19 protein-coding genes are annotated in these 15,901 nt (G+C 45.3%); 4 read left to right on the top strand and 15 right to left on the bottom strand.

Annotation, left to right across the window (positions count from 1 at the left end; translation table 11 throughout):
* Positions 1–68 precede the first annotated feature (68 nt).
* The 11 genes from K8U60_RS16520 to K8U60_RS16470 all read right to left on the bottom strand — a co-directional run bounded on the left by K8U60_RS16520 (position 69) and on the right by K8U60_RS16470 (position 9,573).
* Complete coding sequence (locus K8U60_RS16520) at positions 69–905, bottom strand: SDR family oxidoreductase (RefSeq protein WP_223642700.1); 837 nt, start codon at positions 903–905, stop codon at positions 69–71.
* 11 nt (positions 906–916) lie between these two features.
* Positions 917–1,975, bottom strand: coding sequence for a mannonate dehydratase (gene uxuA / locus K8U60_RS16515; protein ID WP_223642698.1), 1,059 nt, complete (start codon positions 1,973–1,975; stop codon positions 917–919).
* Positions 1,976–1,989: 14 nt separating this feature from the next.
* Complete coding sequence (locus tag K8U60_RS16510) at positions 1,990–2,610, bottom strand: bifunctional 2-keto-4-hydroxyglutarate aldolase/2-keto-3-deoxy-6-phosphogluconate aldolase (protein ID WP_223642696.1); 621 nt, start codon at positions 2,608–2,610, stop codon at positions 1,990–1,992.
* A 12-nt stretch (positions 2,611–2,622) separates the two neighbouring features.
* Positions 2,623–3,642: a zinc-binding alcohol dehydrogenase family protein gene (locus K8U60_RS16505; protein ID WP_223642694.1), complete on the bottom strand. Its 1,020-nt coding sequence runs from the start codon at positions 3,640–3,642 to the stop codon at positions 2,623–2,625.
* A 12-nt stretch (positions 3,643–3,654) separates the two neighbouring features.
* Complete coding sequence (locus tag K8U60_RS16500; RefSeq protein WP_223642716.1) at positions 3,655–4,929, bottom strand: TRAP transporter large permease; 1,275 nt, start codon at positions 4,927–4,929, stop codon at positions 3,655–3,657.
* The gene (locus tag K8U60_RS16495; protein WP_223642692.1) at positions 4,926–5,423 is read right to left on the bottom strand and encodes a TRAP transporter small permease; all 498 of its coding nucleotides are present in this window, start codon (positions 5,421–5,423) and stop codon (positions 4,926–4,928) included. Before K8U60_RS16495 ends, K8U60_RS16500 begins: the two co-directional genes overlap by 4 nt.
* A 69-nt stretch (positions 5,424–5,492) precedes the next feature.
* Positions 5,493–6,494 (bottom strand): TRAP transporter substrate-binding protein, encoded by a 1,002-nt coding sequence (locus K8U60_RS16490; RefSeq protein ID WP_223642690.1) that lies wholly within the window; start codon positions 6,492–6,494, stop codon positions 5,493–5,495.
* Positions 6,491–7,531, bottom strand: coding sequence for an ureidoglycolate dehydrogenase (gene allD / locus K8U60_RS16485; RefSeq protein WP_223642688.1), 1,041 nt, complete (start codon positions 7,529–7,531; stop codon positions 6,491–6,493). The genes K8U60_RS16490 and allD overlap by 4 nt, the downstream gene beginning before the upstream one ends.
* 67 nt (positions 7,532–7,598) lie before the next feature.
* Positions 7,599–8,603, bottom strand: coding sequence for a LacI family DNA-binding transcriptional regulator (locus tag K8U60_RS16480; protein WP_223642686.1), 1,005 nt, complete (start codon positions 8,601–8,603; stop codon positions 7,599–7,601).
* A gap of 211 nt (positions 8,604–8,814) precedes the next feature.
* On the bottom strand, positions 8,815–9,183 hold the full coding sequence (locus K8U60_RS16475; RefSeq protein WP_223642684.1) for a nuclear transport factor 2 family protein: 369 nt from the start codon (positions 9,181–9,183) through the stop codon (positions 8,815–8,817).
* 90 nt (positions 9,184–9,273) lie between these two features.
* Positions 9,274–9,573 (bottom strand): hypothetical protein, encoded by a 300-nt coding sequence (locus K8U60_RS16470; RefSeq protein ID WP_223642682.1) that lies wholly within the window; start codon positions 9,571–9,573, stop codon positions 9,274–9,276.
* 170 nt (positions 9,574–9,743) lie between these two features.
* Here K8U60_RS16470 and K8U60_RS16465 point away from each other — a divergent pair, with 170 nt between their 5' ends.
* Positions 9,744–10,463: a YwaF family protein gene (locus K8U60_RS16465; protein WP_223642672.1), complete on the top strand. Its 720-nt coding sequence runs from the start codon at positions 9,744–9,746 to the stop codon at positions 10,461–10,463.
* Between the two features lie 4 nt (positions 10,464–10,467).
* Here the strand turns inward: K8U60_RS16465 and K8U60_RS16460 are convergent, their stop codons facing one another.
* Both K8U60_RS16460 and hisC read right to left on the bottom strand, forming a co-directional pair.
* The gene (locus K8U60_RS16460; protein WP_223642670.1) at positions 10,468–11,376 is read right to left on the bottom strand and encodes an NAD(P)/FAD-dependent oxidoreductase; all 909 of its coding nucleotides are present in this window, start codon (positions 11,374–11,376) and stop codon (positions 10,468–10,470) included.
* A gap of 182 nt (positions 11,377–11,558) precedes the next feature.
* Positions 11,559–12,668, bottom strand: a complete 1,110-nt coding sequence (hisC, locus tag K8U60_RS16455; RefSeq protein ID WP_223642668.1) for a histidinol-phosphate transaminase — start codon at positions 12,666–12,668, stop codon at positions 11,559–11,561.
* Between the two features lie 321 nt (positions 12,669–12,989).
* Between hisC and K8U60_RS16450 the strand changes: the two genes are divergently transcribed.
* A complete protein-coding gene (locus tag K8U60_RS16450; protein WP_223642667.1) occupies positions 12,990–13,724 on the top strand; it encodes a SurA N-terminal domain-containing protein in 735 nt (244 codons plus the stop codon).
* A gap of 43 nt (positions 13,725–13,767) precedes the next feature.
* Here the strand turns inward: K8U60_RS16450 and K8U60_RS16445 are convergent, their stop codons facing one another.
* Complete coding sequence (locus K8U60_RS16445) at positions 13,768–14,049, bottom strand: DUF6509 family protein (protein WP_223642665.1); 282 nt, start codon at positions 14,047–14,049, stop codon at positions 13,768–13,770.
* A gap of 132 nt (positions 14,050–14,181) precedes the next feature.
* Between K8U60_RS16445 and K8U60_RS16440 the strand changes: the two genes are divergently transcribed.
* Both K8U60_RS16440 and K8U60_RS16435 read left to right on the top strand, forming a co-directional pair.
* Positions 14,182–14,829: an SDR family oxidoreductase gene (locus tag K8U60_RS16440; RefSeq protein ID WP_223642663.1), complete on the top strand. Its 648-nt coding sequence runs from the start codon at positions 14,182–14,184 to the stop codon at positions 14,827–14,829.
* A 94-nt stretch (positions 14,830–14,923) separates the two neighbouring features.
* Positions 14,924–15,304: a nucleotide excision repair endonuclease gene (locus tag K8U60_RS16435; protein ID WP_263298718.1), complete on the top strand. Its 381-nt coding sequence runs from the start codon at positions 14,924–14,926 to the stop codon at positions 15,302–15,304.
* A 43-nt stretch (positions 15,305–15,347) separates the two neighbouring features.
* Here K8U60_RS16435 and K8U60_RS16430 read toward each other — a convergent pair whose 3' ends face one another.
* Positions 15,348–15,788 (bottom strand): GNAT family N-acetyltransferase, encoded by a 441-nt coding sequence (locus K8U60_RS16430; RefSeq protein ID WP_223642654.1) that lies wholly within the window; start codon positions 15,786–15,788, stop codon positions 15,348–15,350.
* Positions 15,789–15,901: the final 113 nt, after the last annotated feature.

Genomic DNA, 15,901 nt, shown 5'->3' with positions numbered 1-15,901 from the left:
TTTAAATGACATCAATATTCTTTTGTCTACAAGCTCAAACCACATTCCAAGGAATGTGGTTTTTTGTTCTATACGCCTGAGTAAGCCAGAAAGCCGCCATCTACAGGAACCGTAATGCCTGTGACAAAGCCGGAATAGTTTTCATCAAGGAGCCACAGCATGGTTCCCACTAAATCTGCCGGTTTGCCAAAACGCTTCATCGGCGTGCTGGCCATGATTTTGCCTGAACGGGGAGTCAGCGAACCATCTGCATTGGTCAGCAGATCCTTGTTCTGCGCTGTCAGGAAAAATCCTGGTGCAATTGCATTGACACGCAGATTTTCCTCTGCAAAATGGACTGCCATCCACATCGTAAAGTTGTTGATGGCTGCTTTGGCCGCACTGTACGCCGGCACTTTGGTCATCGGTGAATAAGCGCTCATAGAAGAGATATTCAAAATAACCGGTGATTCTTGTTTCAGCAATTCTTTGCCGAATACTTGGCTGGCTAAGAAAGAACCGGTGAAGTTGCTCGCGAAAACGCGGGAAAATCCGTCTTCTCCTAATTCGAAAAAGGACTTTCCGGTTGCGCCTTCTTCATGGAGTTCAATATCTGTAATGGCATCAGGGTGATTGCCTCCCGCACCGTTGATCAGAATATCAATCCGTCCGTATGCTTCAAGAATCTGCTCTTTGGCTTTTTCCAAAGATACCCGGTCCAACACATCGGCAGCCACGGCAATTGCTTTGCCGCCTGATCCATTGATTTCATCTGCCACGCCTTGCCCTTTTTCGGCTGTCCGATTCAAGATGGCTACGTTTACTTTCTGAGCAGCCAGCTGTCGAGCCATTTCTGAACAAAGGACGCCGCTTCCGCCAGTGATGACGGCGGTCCGTCCTGCAATAGTTTCATGAGTTGAAAACATAGGATCCTCCTTTACTTTGTTTGATGTGCATCCCATAATCCGAGGAGATACATGATTCCAAGCGCCCGGTCGTATAGACCATATCCAGGTCTGCATTCCTCGTTCCAAATATGGCGGCCATGATCTGGACGGGCATACCCTGTGTAGTTTTGGTTCGACAATTCACGGACCACACCATTCAAGTCGATAGAGCCGTCCTGTGTGTAATGGGACGTTTCGATAAAGTCGCCGTTGTCGAAAATCTTAACATTGCGCAAGTGAGCGAAAGGTGAATGCTTGGCGTATTTTGAAGCCAGATCCACCATGTCGTTTTCCGGATTGGCACCCATGGATCCGGTACAGAAGGTAATGCCGTTGGCAGGTGAATCCGATATGGAAATCAACCGTTCCCAGCTCTTCTCGCCCGTCATGATGCGCGGCAGGCCGAAAATTGACCATGGTGGATCATCCGGATGGATGGCCATTTGAATACCGCTCGCTTCAGCTGTCGGCAAAATCGCCTTCAAGAAGTAAGTGAGGTTTTCCCATAGCTGTTCTTCGTCCATTCCTTCGTATTCTGCAAAAAGTTCTTGAATGCGTGCCATCTTCTCCGGCTCCCATCCCGGAAGTGTCAAATCAGAAGCAGAAGCAACCGTTTCGATCAGTTCAGCAGGCTCCAGGGCTTCAATCTTTTCCTTTTCAAAGAACAAAGCAGTCGAGCCATCCGGAAGTGGGTGATACAGGGAGGTGCGGGTCCAATCGAAGATCGGCATGAAATTGTAGCAGATCACTTTGACACCGGCTTCACCTAAGTTACGGATGGTCTCCTTGTAATTTTCAATATACTGGTCGCGCTCTTTGTTGCCCAGCTTAATGGATTCATGGACATTGACGCTTTCCACTACGTCGGCGTGGAACCCGTGAGATTTGATGTAGTCCACTTCAGAACCGATTTCTTCCTTCGTCCAAACTTCTCCTGCCGGTTTCTGATGGAGCGCCCAGACAATCCCTTTGGTTCCTGGAATCTGTTTGATTTGTTCTAATTGCACGCTATCATTGCCGCGGCCATACCAGCGAAATGTGATATTCATGAAAGTCCTCCTCTTCAAACTAGTTCTTCAAGATAATCCTTAACCAATTCAGTAACACCTTGTTCTCCAGCTGACCGGTAAGCTTTAGTCAAATCACTGCCGATCCCGACTGCTACAGCTCCTGCAGCCAGCCATACGTTCATGTTTTTGATATTGATGCCGCCTGTCGGCATGATGCGTACTTTCGGCAACGGACCATTGACCGAACCGATAAAAGAAGGCTCAAATCCATTGGCAGGAAACAACTTCAAGATATCGCAACCCCATTCCGTCGCTTCGACCATTTCTTTGATCGTCATACAGCCCGGCAAATAAGGGACATTATAGCGATTACAAACCTTGGCGATTTCTGGATTGAAATTTGGGCTGACAACAAATTCAGCGCCATGCAATAAGGCGTGCCGGGCAGTCTCTGCATCAAGAACTGTTCCAGCGCCGATCAATGCCTTCGAATCAGCCAATTTATCGAAAACCCGCGAAATATTCGGCGTCGTATAGGTCAATTCGATGGCCTTCAAGCCACCTGCCACCGCAGCTTCTGCAACGGCTATTGCTTCATCCGCATCTTTCCCGCGTATGACCGCAACAATTCGGGCATCCAGGATCTGTTGGTATACTTCCATTTTAGGAATCATCTGCATCTCTCCTCATTCAAAGACAATTAATGCTTTTCTCACTTTATCGGGATTGTTTTCAACAAATGTAAATGCTTCCTTTACTTCGTCTAGTGAGAACTTATGCGTAATCAGTCCAGCTGATTTCAGCTCTCCACTGTCCAACAGGCTCACTACTTTTCCAAATTGATTGGTTTGCAGCCTTGAACCGACAATGGTGATTTCTTTTTTGGTGATCGGCAATTGCGGAATCGCTGATGGCCGCTCGTCAAATCCAAGAACGACAACACTGCCTGCTGGTGAAACCACATCAATGCTCAGCTCTACCGTAGCAGGAAGGCAGACCGCATCAATGACCACATTCGCCCCTTCGTTTGAAGTCAGCTCCAATATGCGTTCTTTTACGGATTCATTGCCTGCATTGATCACTTCGTCGGCTCCACTTTCTTTTGCAAAGGCAAGCCGTTCTTCATTGAGATCAGTCATATAAACGGTGGCTCCTGCAACTTTGGCCAACTTCAGAATACAGATGCCGATAGGACCACATCCCTGTATCAGAACCGTATCCCCTTTTTCAACATTTCCACGCCAGACCGCCTGTGCACCGATTGTGTATGGTTCAGCCAAAACGACTTCGTCCCAGCTCAACTTTTTATCAACAGCGTGAAGCTGCTTTTCGGGTAATACAATAAACTCACGCATGCCTCCATCTTCATGGACACCGAAGACCGATAATTTTTCACAGACATTCGGGCGGCCTTTTCGGCATGCATAGCATTCGCCGCAATAATTGATGGGTTCTACAACCACATGGTCACCGACCTTCAGTTGCTTTACGGAGCTTCCCACTTCCACCACTTCTCCAGCCACTTCATGCCCGACTACGCGGGGATAGGTAGCTAAAGGGTTTGTACCGTGGTAAATGTGCATATCTGAACCGCAAATGCCGACACGCTTCACTTTAACTAAGACTCCATCCCCTTGTTGAATTTCCGGAGTTTCCTGCTCGATAATTTGCATATCATGCGCTTTTGGAACTTGAACTGCTTTCATTTTTACAACCACCTATTCAAATAGACTTGGTAAGAACAATGTAATCTGAGGAACAAATGCAACCAGCATAAGCACCACTAAACTGACACCTAAAAACGGCAACAACTCTCTTGCTGTTTTTCCAATGGAGACTTTCCCGATTTGGGAAGCCACAAAGAGACAGACGCCCACCGGTGGAGTGACCAATCCGATTACCAGATTCAAGACCATCATGACTCCGAATTGGATAGGATCCATTCCGACTGTCAAGGCAACCGGCAATAGTACAGGAAACAGGATAACCAATGCCGCAATCGTTTCCATAAAGGTCCCGACAAAAAGCAAAAGTAGGTTGATCAACAAAATAACGATAATGGTATTGGTCGAAATGCCAAGAATTGATTCTGCAACCAGCTGTGGAATCTGTTCACGCACCATAATCCAGCCAAATAGGTTGGCAAACCCGACAAGCAACATAATGGATGCAGTAGCTGTCATCGAAGACAGCATAATTTCCGGTATTTTTTTAACCGGCAATTCTTTGTAAACAAAAATACCGATGACAAAGGCATAAAGAACGGCAATAATTGACGCTTCCGTCGGCGTAAAGAACCCACCTAAAATTCCGTAAAGAATGATGAATGTCATCAACAATGCCCAAAAAGCACCCGTGAAGCTTTTCCATATGGCCTTTATCGGTTGACGTTCACCTTTCGGGTAGTTCCGTTTGACCGAAATGATGTACACAGGGATCATTAAGCCGACTCCCAGAAGAATACCTGGAAGTGCTCCGGCTAAAAAGAGATCTCCAATAGAGAGAGAGGCCAACGTACCTACAATGATCATCGGCAAAGAAGGTGGAATGATCGGCCCAACTGTAGAAGAAGATGCTGTTACAGCAGCTGAGAACCCTGCGCCGTATCCTTCTTTTTTCATGGCCGGTATCAAAATAGAGCCAATACTTGCGGTATCAGCAAGCGCGGTCCCTGAAATTCCCGCGAAGCCCATTGAAGCACCAACGTTTGCAAGCCCCAGCCCGCCGCGGATATGTCCAAAAAGATCATTGGCAAACTGGATGATCCGCCCGGTGATTCCGCCTGCATTCATTAAGTTTCCAGCAAGGATAAAGCCCGGAATACAAAGCAGCACAAATGAGTTTAATCCTCCGAACATCCGCTGCGGGATGATGTTGAGCGGAATTCCAGCCAACATCAGGTAGATAAAGGAAGCCAGCCCCAAACTGAAGGCAACCGGAACGCCCAGGAAAATCAATACGATAAAGGATACAAAGAGAAGAGTAGCCATCAGTGATCGTCACCTCCGTAAGTCTGACTGTAATCTTGTTTGTGTTTGATGAGGTCGACAATTTTGATGACTGCGTAAAATACCAGGAAAACACTCATGATCAATAAAGAAGCATGGACAACTGACATTTGGAAAGGCATCGTTGCCGATCGTTGATTATCACCGAGCAAAGTGAAATTGTATCCTTCAATAACCATCACCAAACTTAACACGATGATGGCCAGGTAAATGATCACTTCGTAATATCTTCTGAAATTATTGGACATTCGATTAAGAAGCATGTCCACGTTGATAAATTCATTGCGCATCAAAGCAAGCGGAGCTCCGAAAGCAATGCCGTACAAGAAAAGATAGCGTGTCAATTCTTCAGTCCATATGAAGGAAAATGGAGCAAAACGTGAAACAATCTGAACCGTGACGATAAGGATAACGCCGGCAAAGCTAAGGACTGTCAAAAAAGCGAGTGTACTATCAATCAATTTCCGGAACTTTGACATCCGAATTCATTCCCTTCCCAATGGAAAGGCACATTTGACCATGACAGCCAAATATGCCCTACTCACATATTATTCAACTGCAAGGATCTGTTCGTACAATTCCAATTGCTCCGGGGATAACGAAGCTTCGACAGCCGGTGTCATCGCTTCACGGAATGCATCCTGGTCAACGTCTACAAATTCCATTCCAGCATCCATCAATTCCTGTTCGATTTCAGCAATTTCCGTTTCATAAAGCTCATCACCGAAAGTTTGTGCTTCTGCTGCTGCATCTTGGACAACTTGTTTCAAGTCATCAGAAAGTTCATTGTATTGATCGTTGCCGACTAGAATGTAGATCCATGAATAGACATGCTCAGTGCGGTTTACGTAATCCTGTACTTCAGCCAATCCACCGCTTTGAATCAAGTCAACCGGGTTTTCCTGGCCATCGATTACGCCTTGCTGCAAGCCTGTAAATACTTCATTGAAATCCATTACTTGTGGAGATGCGCCGGCAGCCTGCCATACGTCCAGGAATAATGGTACGTTCGGTACACGCATACTGAATCCGCTCAAGTCATCTGGAGATGTAATCGGCTCGTTTGACGTTAAGTTACGTGGAGCTCGTGTATGGTAGTAAAGAGCCGTTAAGCCTGCTTGATCGCTGACTTCCTGCTTGATCTGTTCACCAATTTCACCTTCAACCACTGACTTCACATGATCCAAATCACGGAAAGCGTAAGGAACTGCCATCAGTGCAGCATTCGGAGCCCAGTTTTGCAAAGTTTCCCCTGAAATAACCATGTCGGCTGTTCCTGCTTGAATCGAGTTGATGGTATCGGTTTCTCCGCCCAGTGAGTTATTCGGATAGATGGTGATTTCCATTTGCCCATCTGAGTTTTCTTCCACCAGTTCTTCAAATTTCATGGCTGTCTGGTGCCAGATATGGTTTTCATCAGCTAAATGGCCGAATCTCCATTCAATTGTTTCGCCTGACTCTGAACCGCCTTCTTCTGTTCCTCCATTTGAACCACAAGCTCCCAATACCAATACGGATGCAAAAATACCTGTTAACCATTTCTTTTTCATTTTTTATTCTCCCCTTTGTTTTTTATTGGTGTTTTCAAATATTCATAGGTAGTTGCTGCAATCTGGACGCCTTCTTTTCGATTGCGCTCTTCGTTTTCCTGTTCGATTTCTCCCGGAACCAGGACACGGCTGAACCCTTCAGCTGCCGGAACCTCATGGATCTCCTTGATCATTCGATCCATCTGTTCCAGAAAGTTTTCGGTATCAGTAAAGTAAGATGGGTTAATGGCGCAGAAATAATGTCCCAACTTCCGTTTTTTGTCCAAGTCCTCATACATGGGATTGATGTGAGGACCAAACGCCATACCTGCAAGCAAACCTGAGAAAATATCGACAATCATCGATAACCCAGATCCTTTCGGGCCGCCGAATGGCATTAAAGACACCACTTCCGCGGGGTCAGTCACTGGGGATCCGTCACGATCCACTCCCCAGCCTTCAGGAATCCCTTTGCCTTCTTCTTTGTGTTGAAGAATCTTACCCAGCGCCACATTCGACGTTGCCATATCCAAAATGAAGGGCTTCTCAGATTTAGCAGGGATTCCATAAGCGATAGGGTTCGTCCCGAGGAAAGATTCTCTCCCGCCGAAAGGAACAACGATTTTATCAGTGTGGGTCATTCCGATGCCAATCAAATTGTGTTTTGTTGCGGTTTCAACAAAATAGCTGAGTGCTCCACAATGACTGCTGTTCATAGCTGTCACCATGCCGACTCCATTTTCCTTAGCCATCCCGATGGCGTGATTCATGGCGATATCCGCTACGACATGGCCAAAGCCATCATCCCCATCAACCACGCCAGTCACCGGACCGGTTTGAGTGAATGAAATCTCAGGTGCCGGGTTAATGCCTCCAGCTTCGAGCCGGTTCATATAATGTTCCGTACGAAGGGCCCCATGGGAATTCACTCCGCGCAGATCGGCATGGATAAGAATTTCAGCCACTTTTGCTGCATGTTCTTTGTTGACGCCAGCACTTTCCAATTTCTCTGCGATTAATGTTTGAACTTCCATAAAAGCTGCAGTAACAGTTGCCATGGCGTTTCTCCTCTCGTTCAACGGCTTTTTTATCGCCGAGAAAATTTTCGACTCCAACTCATTTGCTTCAGATGGATTCCCGTTCCACCAAAATCGGTGGATACCGTCGCTCTTCATATACTTCCTTGAAATCTTTGCTGACAATCAATTTCAGCAAGGTCTCCGCCGCGTTTTGCCCGATCTCAAAAGTCGGTTGCTTAATGACGGAAATCGGTGTGGTAGCCGTCTCAAGAAATGGTGAATCGTCGATTGCAATCACACCAATATCCTCTGGAATAGCCAGTTTGTTTTTTTTGATGAACTTCAACAATTCAATCAAAGCCAAATCATTCGTGGCAAAAAATGCCTCTGGGCGACTGCCGGTATCCCATATATTTTGAAGCTTCTTCCCGATTTCCTGACGCTCCTCTGCCACAATCCAATCTTCTTCGACTGACAGTCCGTGGGATGCCAATGCCTTTTTGTAACCCCTGATGCGCTCGATTCTTGGCGTCACGTTTTGGGCAATGGAAGTCGACACCAAACCTATTTTTTTCCGTCCTTTTTTCGCCAGTTGTTCTACTGCAATCCGTGAAGCGCTTTCATTGTCGAGCAAAAGTGTCGGGAAAATTGGTTCATTGATCATCCGGTCCACAAAGACAATCGGAAATTCTGCATTCTTCAATTGCTTGTAGTAATCGTTATTGCCGTTTGTCGGGAAAATGACTAACCCGTCAACTTGTTTGGCCACTAGCATATCAATATAGGAACGCTCTTTTTCCGGCTGATCGTCTGCATTGCAAACAAATAAATGAAAGCCGTTTCTTTCGCACTCGTCTTCAATCGCCCGAATAATCTCTGTAGAAAATGCGTGCAGAATATTTGCTACGATCACTCCGATTGTTCCAGTCTTTTTCTGTTTCAGACTTTTGGCTACCTGGTTTGGAATATAGCCCAATTCTTTGATAGCTGCTTCTACTCTCAGTTTTGTCGAGGCTCCCATAAATTCAAAACGATTATTTATATACTGGGAAACCGTGCTTTTGGAAACTCCCGCTTTCGATGCTACATCTTGCATTGTGATTTTCTTCATTTTTTTCTCCTTGCACTAAACCGGTTTAGTAAGTCATTTTAGGAAAGTATAATTGAAAGATTTTTTAAAATCAATACTTTTTTTCAGAAAATTTGGTTTACCTCTCAAAACACTTCGAAAGTCTTATACTTTCGGAAGACGGTCAGCCGCCGTCTAATAAATGAAAGGCAATTCCAAAAAGGGACGAGAAAATTTTCCCCGCCCCCCTTTCTTATTCAACTTTATCTTCTTCATTTAACTGGCACTGCCCTAAAGCATCATCCAGGGTATCATACCTGCCCAAGCGGTGGACTTTCCCGTTTTTGATTTCCATGAAAGTGTAAATCGTTACATGGCCGTTTTGGTTTTCCCATGTAGCTTGTTGGACGCAAATCACTTCGTCGCCTTTGGCGTAGTAGCTCTGCGTTTCCAGTTTGACGCCTGACTCTTTGATCCATTGCTCCAGGATATCATGACCTTCTGCCATCCCCCTTGGGCCTACCAATTCAATATGGGGATCTGACACTTCCAAAACGCCTTTGATATCCCGCTCGTTTACTTTCTTTGTCCACTGATCCGCAATTTTGATATTGTCCTCCATTTTCTTATCTCCCTTCCTCCAGACGTAGCCCTGCTTTTGCTGCAGCTCTATAAGGTTGAAAAAAGAAGATAGGAAAAAAACCTATCTTCTTTAGTAATTCTCGTTTTTCAATTTTTTAAACGTCTCCACAAATTTATCGGGATCTGTATAGACTTTATAAGTCAATACTCCGCGATGTGTGTGAAGATATAATAAGCTGGCTTCAGAAGAAAATGATTTATAGGAGATATCCCAGACATTCGCTACATGGAACTTTGTCGCAGAAGTCACCAATGTATCTTCGTATAGCTGAATATTACATTCAGTTTCAACGATTTTCATTTCACCAGCCTCGATGGAACGCTCCGTGTCGATGTAAGTGATGGACGACAGTAAATTCAGTTGGTCCACGCGGGCATTCCTCCTACGGATCCTTTTCTAGAAGTTTATCGTATAGAGAGGGTTTTACGCAAAGCATACGTTTATGTCAGGGTAAAATAGCCGTTTTCAAGTAAATGGACCAGTTGACTGAATAAATGATAAACTACACACAAAATAACTTCTCGATCAGGAGGGCTGTCATGGAAAACTGGTTTGCTGCGACATCCACTTATTCTTTCACTCCTTTTTCTCCAAGCCATCTGCTGGCACTCGCGATTGCTGTGGCTGGAATTATTGCCCTAATCTCAGCAAAGAGGCGATTGAAGGAAAGCAAACATCTTTTTCAATGGCTGCGCTGGCCATTGCTGGCTATCCTTTTCACTTCAGAGTTCTCCTATCATTACTGGGCCATCACGAATGACGTCTGGAGCTTTAATGGACAAATGCCGCTTCACCTATGCGGAGTGGCATCGATCACTGCTATGATTGGTTTGTTGACGATGCGGCCTTTCTGGATCCAACTTTCTTTTTATATCGGCATACTTCCAGCTTTCCTTGCTTTGATCACCCCTGAACTGCCCTATGATTATCACCATTTCCGCTTCTGGAAATTCTTTGTCCATCACACGGCAATTTCCTGGGCCTGCCTATTTTTAGCTTTATGCCAGCCGAAAGCCCTTACGATGCACTCAGTTTTTTCAGTCTACGCCTTGCTGCTTGCTTATGCCGCCGTCATCGGTTTTTTCGTCAACCCAATGACAGATTCCAATTTTCTTTATTTGAGGCAGCGCCCGAATACTGCCTCTCCGCTTGACTTCTTCGGCGATGGGCTGTGGTATTACTTCAATTTGTGCCTGACAACTTTGGCTTTGTTTTTTGTCCAATACCTGCTGTTTCAAAAATTCATTAAAAACCCGTGACCTGCTACTCCGTATCGAAGTATTCGTTGATCAAATCCCCATTGACGCCGATGGCTGCCGCACTGCCTTCGCCGGCTGCAATGACCAGCTGGGAAGGTACAATCAATGAAGCATCGCCCGCTGCATAGACGTTCCAGACATTCGTCCGTCCGTAATCGTCCGTCAAAATTCCGCCATGTTCGTTTTGCTTGCAGCCAAGTTGCTCCGCAAATGGAGTCGCATGACTCCATAAAGGGGTTACAAAGCCACCTGTCCGATCGATTAATGTACCATCTTCAAGCCTCACGCTGCGTAACTGTCCGTTTTCACCTTCCAAGCCGCCAATGAGATCCTCCACTACGTTTATACCTTTCCGAAGCAGTTTTTGCTTTTCCTCTTCCTCCAAACGGCCTTCACCGTTTGTAAAGACAATCAAGTCATGGCTCCATGTATAGATTTTCTTTGCCAGTTCGAATACCTGTTTATCCGCAATCACTGCCAGCGGCTGATCACGCAATTCCCAGCCATCGCAGTAGGGACAACTGAATAAACTGGTGCCATAAAACCTCTCAATATCGGGAATGTTCGGCTGCTCTTCTTTCAGGCCTGCCGCGATGATGATTTTAATGCTGTGGAATACATCTCCATCTTCTGTCACCAATTCATAATGGGTTTTAGAGATCCGGTTGACACTGGTGATCCGCTGCTCTTTAATCTCCACGCAACCGTACTTTGCGATATCTTCACGGCCCAGGCGTTTGAGTTCCTCCGGTTCAATGCCATCCCGTGTAATGAAGCCATGCGATTCCCTCGTCACTAAATTGCGTCCGTTGTCGTCGTCAAAAAGCAATGTATTCCTTCTGGATCTGCCCAGTACCAATGCAGCATTGAGGCCCGCAGGTCCGCCTCCTATTATTGCGCAATCATAAATCATAGCATCCATCCCTCATTAATGTCATTTCCCCGAAAATTCCCGTTTTTTCCCTTTACTAAACAAATGTTTCATTTATATTTTGTTGTCCTGATAATCTTTGCTTATGGAATGATGGAAAGCCGTTTGGCTTACTGTGAGTATCACAATAAAAAAAGAGACTCCCAGTTTCAGGAGCCTCTCTTCTAAGCTTGTTTCACTAATAATGCTTTTAATGTATCGATGAAGAATTGATTTTCTTCCGGCGTTCCAACAGAAACCCGTACGTAATCAGGCAAGCCCCAGATTTTTCCGTAGCGGACAATGACACCTTTCGCCATTAATTCCTTGTACAGCTTTTCACCATCTTCACCGATCTGCACCAATACGAAATTGGCCATACTTTCGATATACGCTAATCCCAGCTCCTCAAAAGCCTTGTACAATTGTTCCCGGCCGGCTTTATTGGCATCTTGAGAGGTCTTCACGTGTTCAATATCTTCAATGGCAGCCGTTGCAGCAATCTGCGCTAAGGTATTGACGTTGAACGGTTCCTTCACTTTTAGGATCGACTGGATGATCGGCTCGGAAGCAATGCCGAATCCGACCCGCACTCCGGCAATGCCGTAGATCTTCGAGAAGGTCTGCAGGGTCAGCACCGGATAGCCGGCATTGATGTATTCGATGCCATGGGTGTAATCAGCGGCATCTGCGAAATGGCTATAGGCAGCGTCGATAACCACTAATACCCCATCAATCGCTTCCACTAATTTGTCCAAATCCGGTTTGGACATATAGGTGCCTGTCGGGTTGTTCGGTGTACAGATGTAAATGATCTTGGTTTTGTCGGTCACAGCCGCAATCATTGCGTCCACATCAAACTCAAAGCCTTCGATGAACTTGACCGGTACGACTGTGGCACCCATGATATGTGCACCAAAATCATATTCACTGAACGATGGCGAAGGAACGATCACTTCGTCCCCCTCTTCAAGGAAAGCTTCGGAAATCAGCGTGATCAGCTCATCCGCGCCGTTTGTCGGAATGACCTGCTGCGGGCTTACATTGAATTCCGCGGCAATGGCTTTTTTCAATGCGCTGGCATCTGCATCGGGATAACGGTTCAATTCCGCCAGTCCCTGTTGGATGGCAGCTACGGCTTTAGGTGATGGGCCAAGTGGATTTTCGTTGGATGCCAATTTAATGACGCGGTCCAATCCCAATTCCTTTTGTACTTCCCAAATCGGCTTTCCAGGCGAATAGGGTTGAATTTTATCCAGGGTTTTACGTGCTTGAATATGGTTTGAACTCGTCATAGTGATTCCTCCAAAAGATGTAAGTGTTGTATCATCATTAATATATTCTTATAATTATACCATCTAACTCCTATCGTTCAATCGAACAAACTAACCAGATGGCCTGGCTTGTCATGAACTTTTTTGATTTCATTCCAAGGCTGTGGAGCTTATGTACAAAGTAGCGATTGGGGTTGCCGTAAGAGCTGAGGGAAAAAACAAGTTCTGCTTCTTTCATTATACAGAATTGCGACATTATTTAAACACGTTTAACCAACTATTTGTATCGGATAATAAAATATGGTTTACTTTTAAGAGACAGATTGAAAGAGGAGTTTTAACATGATCAAGAAAATGAAGTTCGCATTCGTCCCTTTACTTTTATTGCTGACCTTGGGCGCGTGCTCTGATAATGAAGAAACTGCACCTGAAGAAAGCGCAGAACCTGAAACCACGGAAGAAGCGGCAGCAGATGCTACTCCTGCAGAATCTTCTATGGAATTGCCGGATCAAGAAGAGGTTGTCGTCGTAGTCAATGGAGATGAAATTTTAGGGAATGTCTATAATAGCGTGGCACGCCAATTGGAAACCACATTAGCTGCACAAGGCCACACGACATCGGTTGAAACGAACGAACTTGTAAAAGAGCAGGCGATGTCTGTATTGATCGGAAATAAGGTCATTATGCAGGATGCTAAAGAAAAAGGCTATGAAGCTGATGAACCAGCAGTCGAAGAACGTTTGGAAGAGTTGAAAGGCCAGTTTGAGACGGAAGAAGCAATGGACAAAGCATTGAAGGAAACCGGCTTTACACTGGATGATATGGAAAACCAGCTTCGTGAACAGTTAATCTATGAACAGTATATTGCAGAGGAAGTCCAACGTGGCGAAGTCACGGATGAAGACGTGAAAGAAGCTTATGATGGTTTTGTCGAGAGTTCCGAAGAGGAAGCACCCGCCTTTGAAGAAATGGAACCGACTATACGGAAGTCACTGGAAGAGCAAAAAACCCAGGAAGCGGTATTTGCCCGCATCGAAGAGCTGAAAGAAAACGCGGAAATTGACATTAAACTGTAAACAAAGAGAAACATCCTGCTCACAATGAGCAGGATGTTTTTTGTTATGCCAGTTTTTCTGAACAGTAAGCGAGGATTTCTTCTTCTTCCTCTTCTTCAAGTCCAAACTCAAGTGCGCCTCTTGTCTGCTTATCGATAAAATTGTAATGCGCTATGCGGGCGCCGGTTTCTTCTGCAGCAATAATGACGCGCAGTTCCAGGCCACCATCGGTATATAGTTCATCATCTTCATCAACTTCGACATTCAACAAGAATTCGTAACGATCGCCCACCATGATGCCTGTAGGGTCGTTGATTTTGTGAAACACGTAATCTGTAATTTGCATTGTAACACCTCCGTTCTTCTATTCTAGCTTGTCTGTGCCTTTTTGGACAGTTGCACGGCGAAATAAAACGTTTAATGCATTCACAAAAGGGAAGATAAGGAAGGTGAAGACAATTAAAGGAGTGGAAATCGAATGAACGTATTAGTTATTGGAGCAAACGGTCAAGTCGGCCGCAACGTTGTCAAAGAATTAGCCGAATCAAAACATGAAGCGACCGCTATGGTCCGTAAAGAGGAACAAATAGATAAGTTGAAAGAACTTGGCGCGTCCAAGGTCGTACTTGCAGACCTGGAAAAAGACTTCAGTGATGCCTTTGAAGGGGTCGATGCTGTTATTTTCGCAGCAGGTTCCGGCCCGTCGACAGGAGCTGACAAGACCTTGACCATCGATTTATGGGGCTCTGTCAAAGCGGCTCAATACGCGCAGGATAAAGGCATTAAACGCTTTGTCCAATTAGGTTCGATGGGATCGAATGATCCGGATGCCGGCGGTGAGGCGATGAAGCCTTATCTTGTCGCCAAACGGACAGCAGACGAATTGCTGCAGGCAACCAATTTGGATTATACGATTGTCCGTCCCGGTGCACTTTCAGACGAAGACAAGTCCGAGAAGATCGAAGTATCGCTCGAAGGCTTTTCTTCTATGGAAGGAAGATCCATTCCAAGAGCGGACGTCGCACATGTCCTGGTCGATGTGCTTGACCGCAGCAATACCTATAACAAAGTATTTGAAGTGCTGCAAGGCGATCAGCCGGCAAGTGAACAATTGAAGACCTTATAGAAAAGACTGGAAGAGCGAGCAAAAAAGAGCGGATGGATTTCCGCTCTTTTTTATGTTAAAATAGGCAATACGATAATTTGAGGACGTGATAAGCATGATTAATATCCAACCACCAAAAGCGGACGTGACGATTACACAACGCAAACAGGAAATTACAGGTGACGAAGCCGTCATCAAACCACTATACGGCTTTATCGATCTGCATGAAATTCCACGCGATAAAGGCGGCATCATCCAGTTTTTCAACCATAGTGGAGAATTGCTGTTTGTCGGAAAAGCCCGCAAGCTTCGCCAACGTGTGAAAAAGCATTTCGAAGATTCGGTATCACCATTGAAAAATCACCGCGAAGAAGTATACCGCATCACCATTTCCATTGTGGAAGATCCAATGGAGCGCGATATCTACGAAACATATTTGATCAATACGCAAAAAGCTAAATACAATGTAGATAAAGTATTCTACCAAGAGCAATAATCAAAAAAACGGAAGCCCAAAAGGCTTCCGTTTTTTTATTGGTTCAGTTTCCATCTTCAGATAGATTCGTCAGCCTTTTTTCAAAGTAATAGTGACTATGGCCTTCCGGAAAATCATTGACTCTGCCAAATTCCGAGAAGCCCTGCTTTTTATAAAACTCAGGAGCTTGAAAGCTTAACGTATCGACAATCATCAATCGATGACCTTTGCCGCGCGCATAAACTTCCGCTTGAGCCATCAGCTTTGCGGCAATCCGTTGGCCTCTGGCTGCCGGGTCCACCCAGAGGAAATCAATGTGCAGATGCCGCCAAAAACCGGTGGCCGTCAATCCCCCTACGATTTCTCCCTCCTCATTGCGGACGATAAAGCTCATTTGTTCAAATGGAGATGTTTTTTCTCTGGGTAAACTCGCATTATTGTGTTCAATAACCTTTTTACGGATAAAGTCACGGTCCTCCGCTACTTCCTGTTGAATGATTTTCATTGGAATCCCCTTTTTCAATTGATTTCATAGTCTTCCTCCATCTTCTCACTCTTTGGATATTTTGTGCATCTTCTTCTCTTGCAATGTTTTAAGTTTCCATCTAAAAGGAATAT

This window comes from Planococcus circulans, from assembly GCF_020023385.1.
Taxonomy (GTDB): domain Bacteria; phylum Bacillota; class Bacilli; order Bacillales_A; family Planococcaceae; genus Planococcus.
This window is presented reverse-complemented; position numbering and strand designations above follow the sequence as displayed.

What these genes read in the sequence shown, in the direction of transcription:
- K8U60_RS16440 (WP_223642663.1), top strand. Translation starts at nt 14,182, where the DNA reads ATGAACGTATTAGTTATTGGAGCAAACGGTCAAGTCGGCCGCAACGTT.
- K8U60_RS16460 (WP_223642670.1), bottom strand. Translation starts at nt 11,376, where the DNA reads ATGATTTATGATTGCGCAATAATAGGAGGCGGACCTGCGGGCCTCAAT.
- K8U60_RS16520 (WP_223642700.1), bottom strand. Translation starts at nt 905, where the DNA reads ATGTTTTCAACTCATGAAACTATTGCAGGACGGACCGCCGTCATCACT.
- K8U60_RS16430 (WP_223642654.1), bottom strand. Translation starts at nt 15,788, where the DNA reads ATGAAAATCATTCAACAGGAAGTAGCGGAGGACCGTGACTTTATCCGT.
- K8U60_RS16475 (WP_223642684.1), bottom strand. Translation starts at nt 9,183, where the DNA reads ATGGAGGACAATATCAAAATTGCGGATCAGTGGACAAAGAAAGTAAAC.
- K8U60_RS16465 (WP_223642672.1), top strand. Translation starts at nt 9,744, where the DNA reads ATGGAAAACTGGTTTGCTGCGACATCCACTTATTCTTTCACTCCTTTT.
- K8U60_RS16495 (WP_223642692.1), bottom strand. Translation starts at nt 5,423, where the DNA reads ATGTCAAAGTTCCGGAAATTGATTGATAGTACACTCGCTTTTTTGACA.
- hisC (WP_223642668.1), bottom strand. Translation starts at nt 12,668, where the DNA reads ATGACGAGTTCAAACCATATTCAAGCACGTAAAACCCTGGATAAAATT.
- K8U60_RS16445 (WP_223642665.1), bottom strand. Translation starts at nt 14,049, where the DNA reads ATGCAAATTACAGATTACGTGTTTCACAAAATCAACGACCCTACAGGC.
- K8U60_RS16505 (WP_223642694.1), bottom strand. Translation starts at nt 3,642, where the DNA reads ATGAAAGCAGTTCAAGTTCCAAAAGCGCATGATATGCAAATTATCGAG.
- K8U60_RS16450 (WP_223642667.1), top strand. Translation starts at nt 12,990, where the DNA reads ATGATCAAGAAAATGAAGTTCGCATTCGTCCCTTTACTTTTATTGCTG.
- K8U60_RS16435 (WP_263298718.1), top strand. Translation starts at nt 14,924, where the DNA reads ATGATTAATATCCAACCACCAAAAGCGGACGTGACGATTACACAACGC.
- K8U60_RS16490 (WP_223642690.1), bottom strand. Translation starts at nt 6,494, where the DNA reads ATGAAAAAGAAATGGTTAACAGGTATTTTTGCATCCGTATTGGTATTG.
- uxuA (WP_223642698.1), bottom strand. Translation starts at nt 1,975, where the DNA reads ATGAATATCACATTTCGCTGGTATGGCCGCGGCAATGATAGCGTGCAA.
- allD (WP_223642688.1), bottom strand. Translation starts at nt 7,531, where the DNA reads ATGGCAACTGTTACTGCAGCTTTTATGGAAGTTCAAACATTAATCGCA.
- K8U60_RS16480 (WP_223642686.1), bottom strand. Translation starts at nt 8,603, where the DNA reads ATGAAGAAAATCACAATGCAAGATGTAGCATCGAAAGCGGGAGTTTCC.
- K8U60_RS16510 (WP_223642696.1), bottom strand. Translation starts at nt 2,610, where the DNA reads ATGATTCCTAAAATGGAAGTATACCAACAGATCCTGGATGCCCGAATT.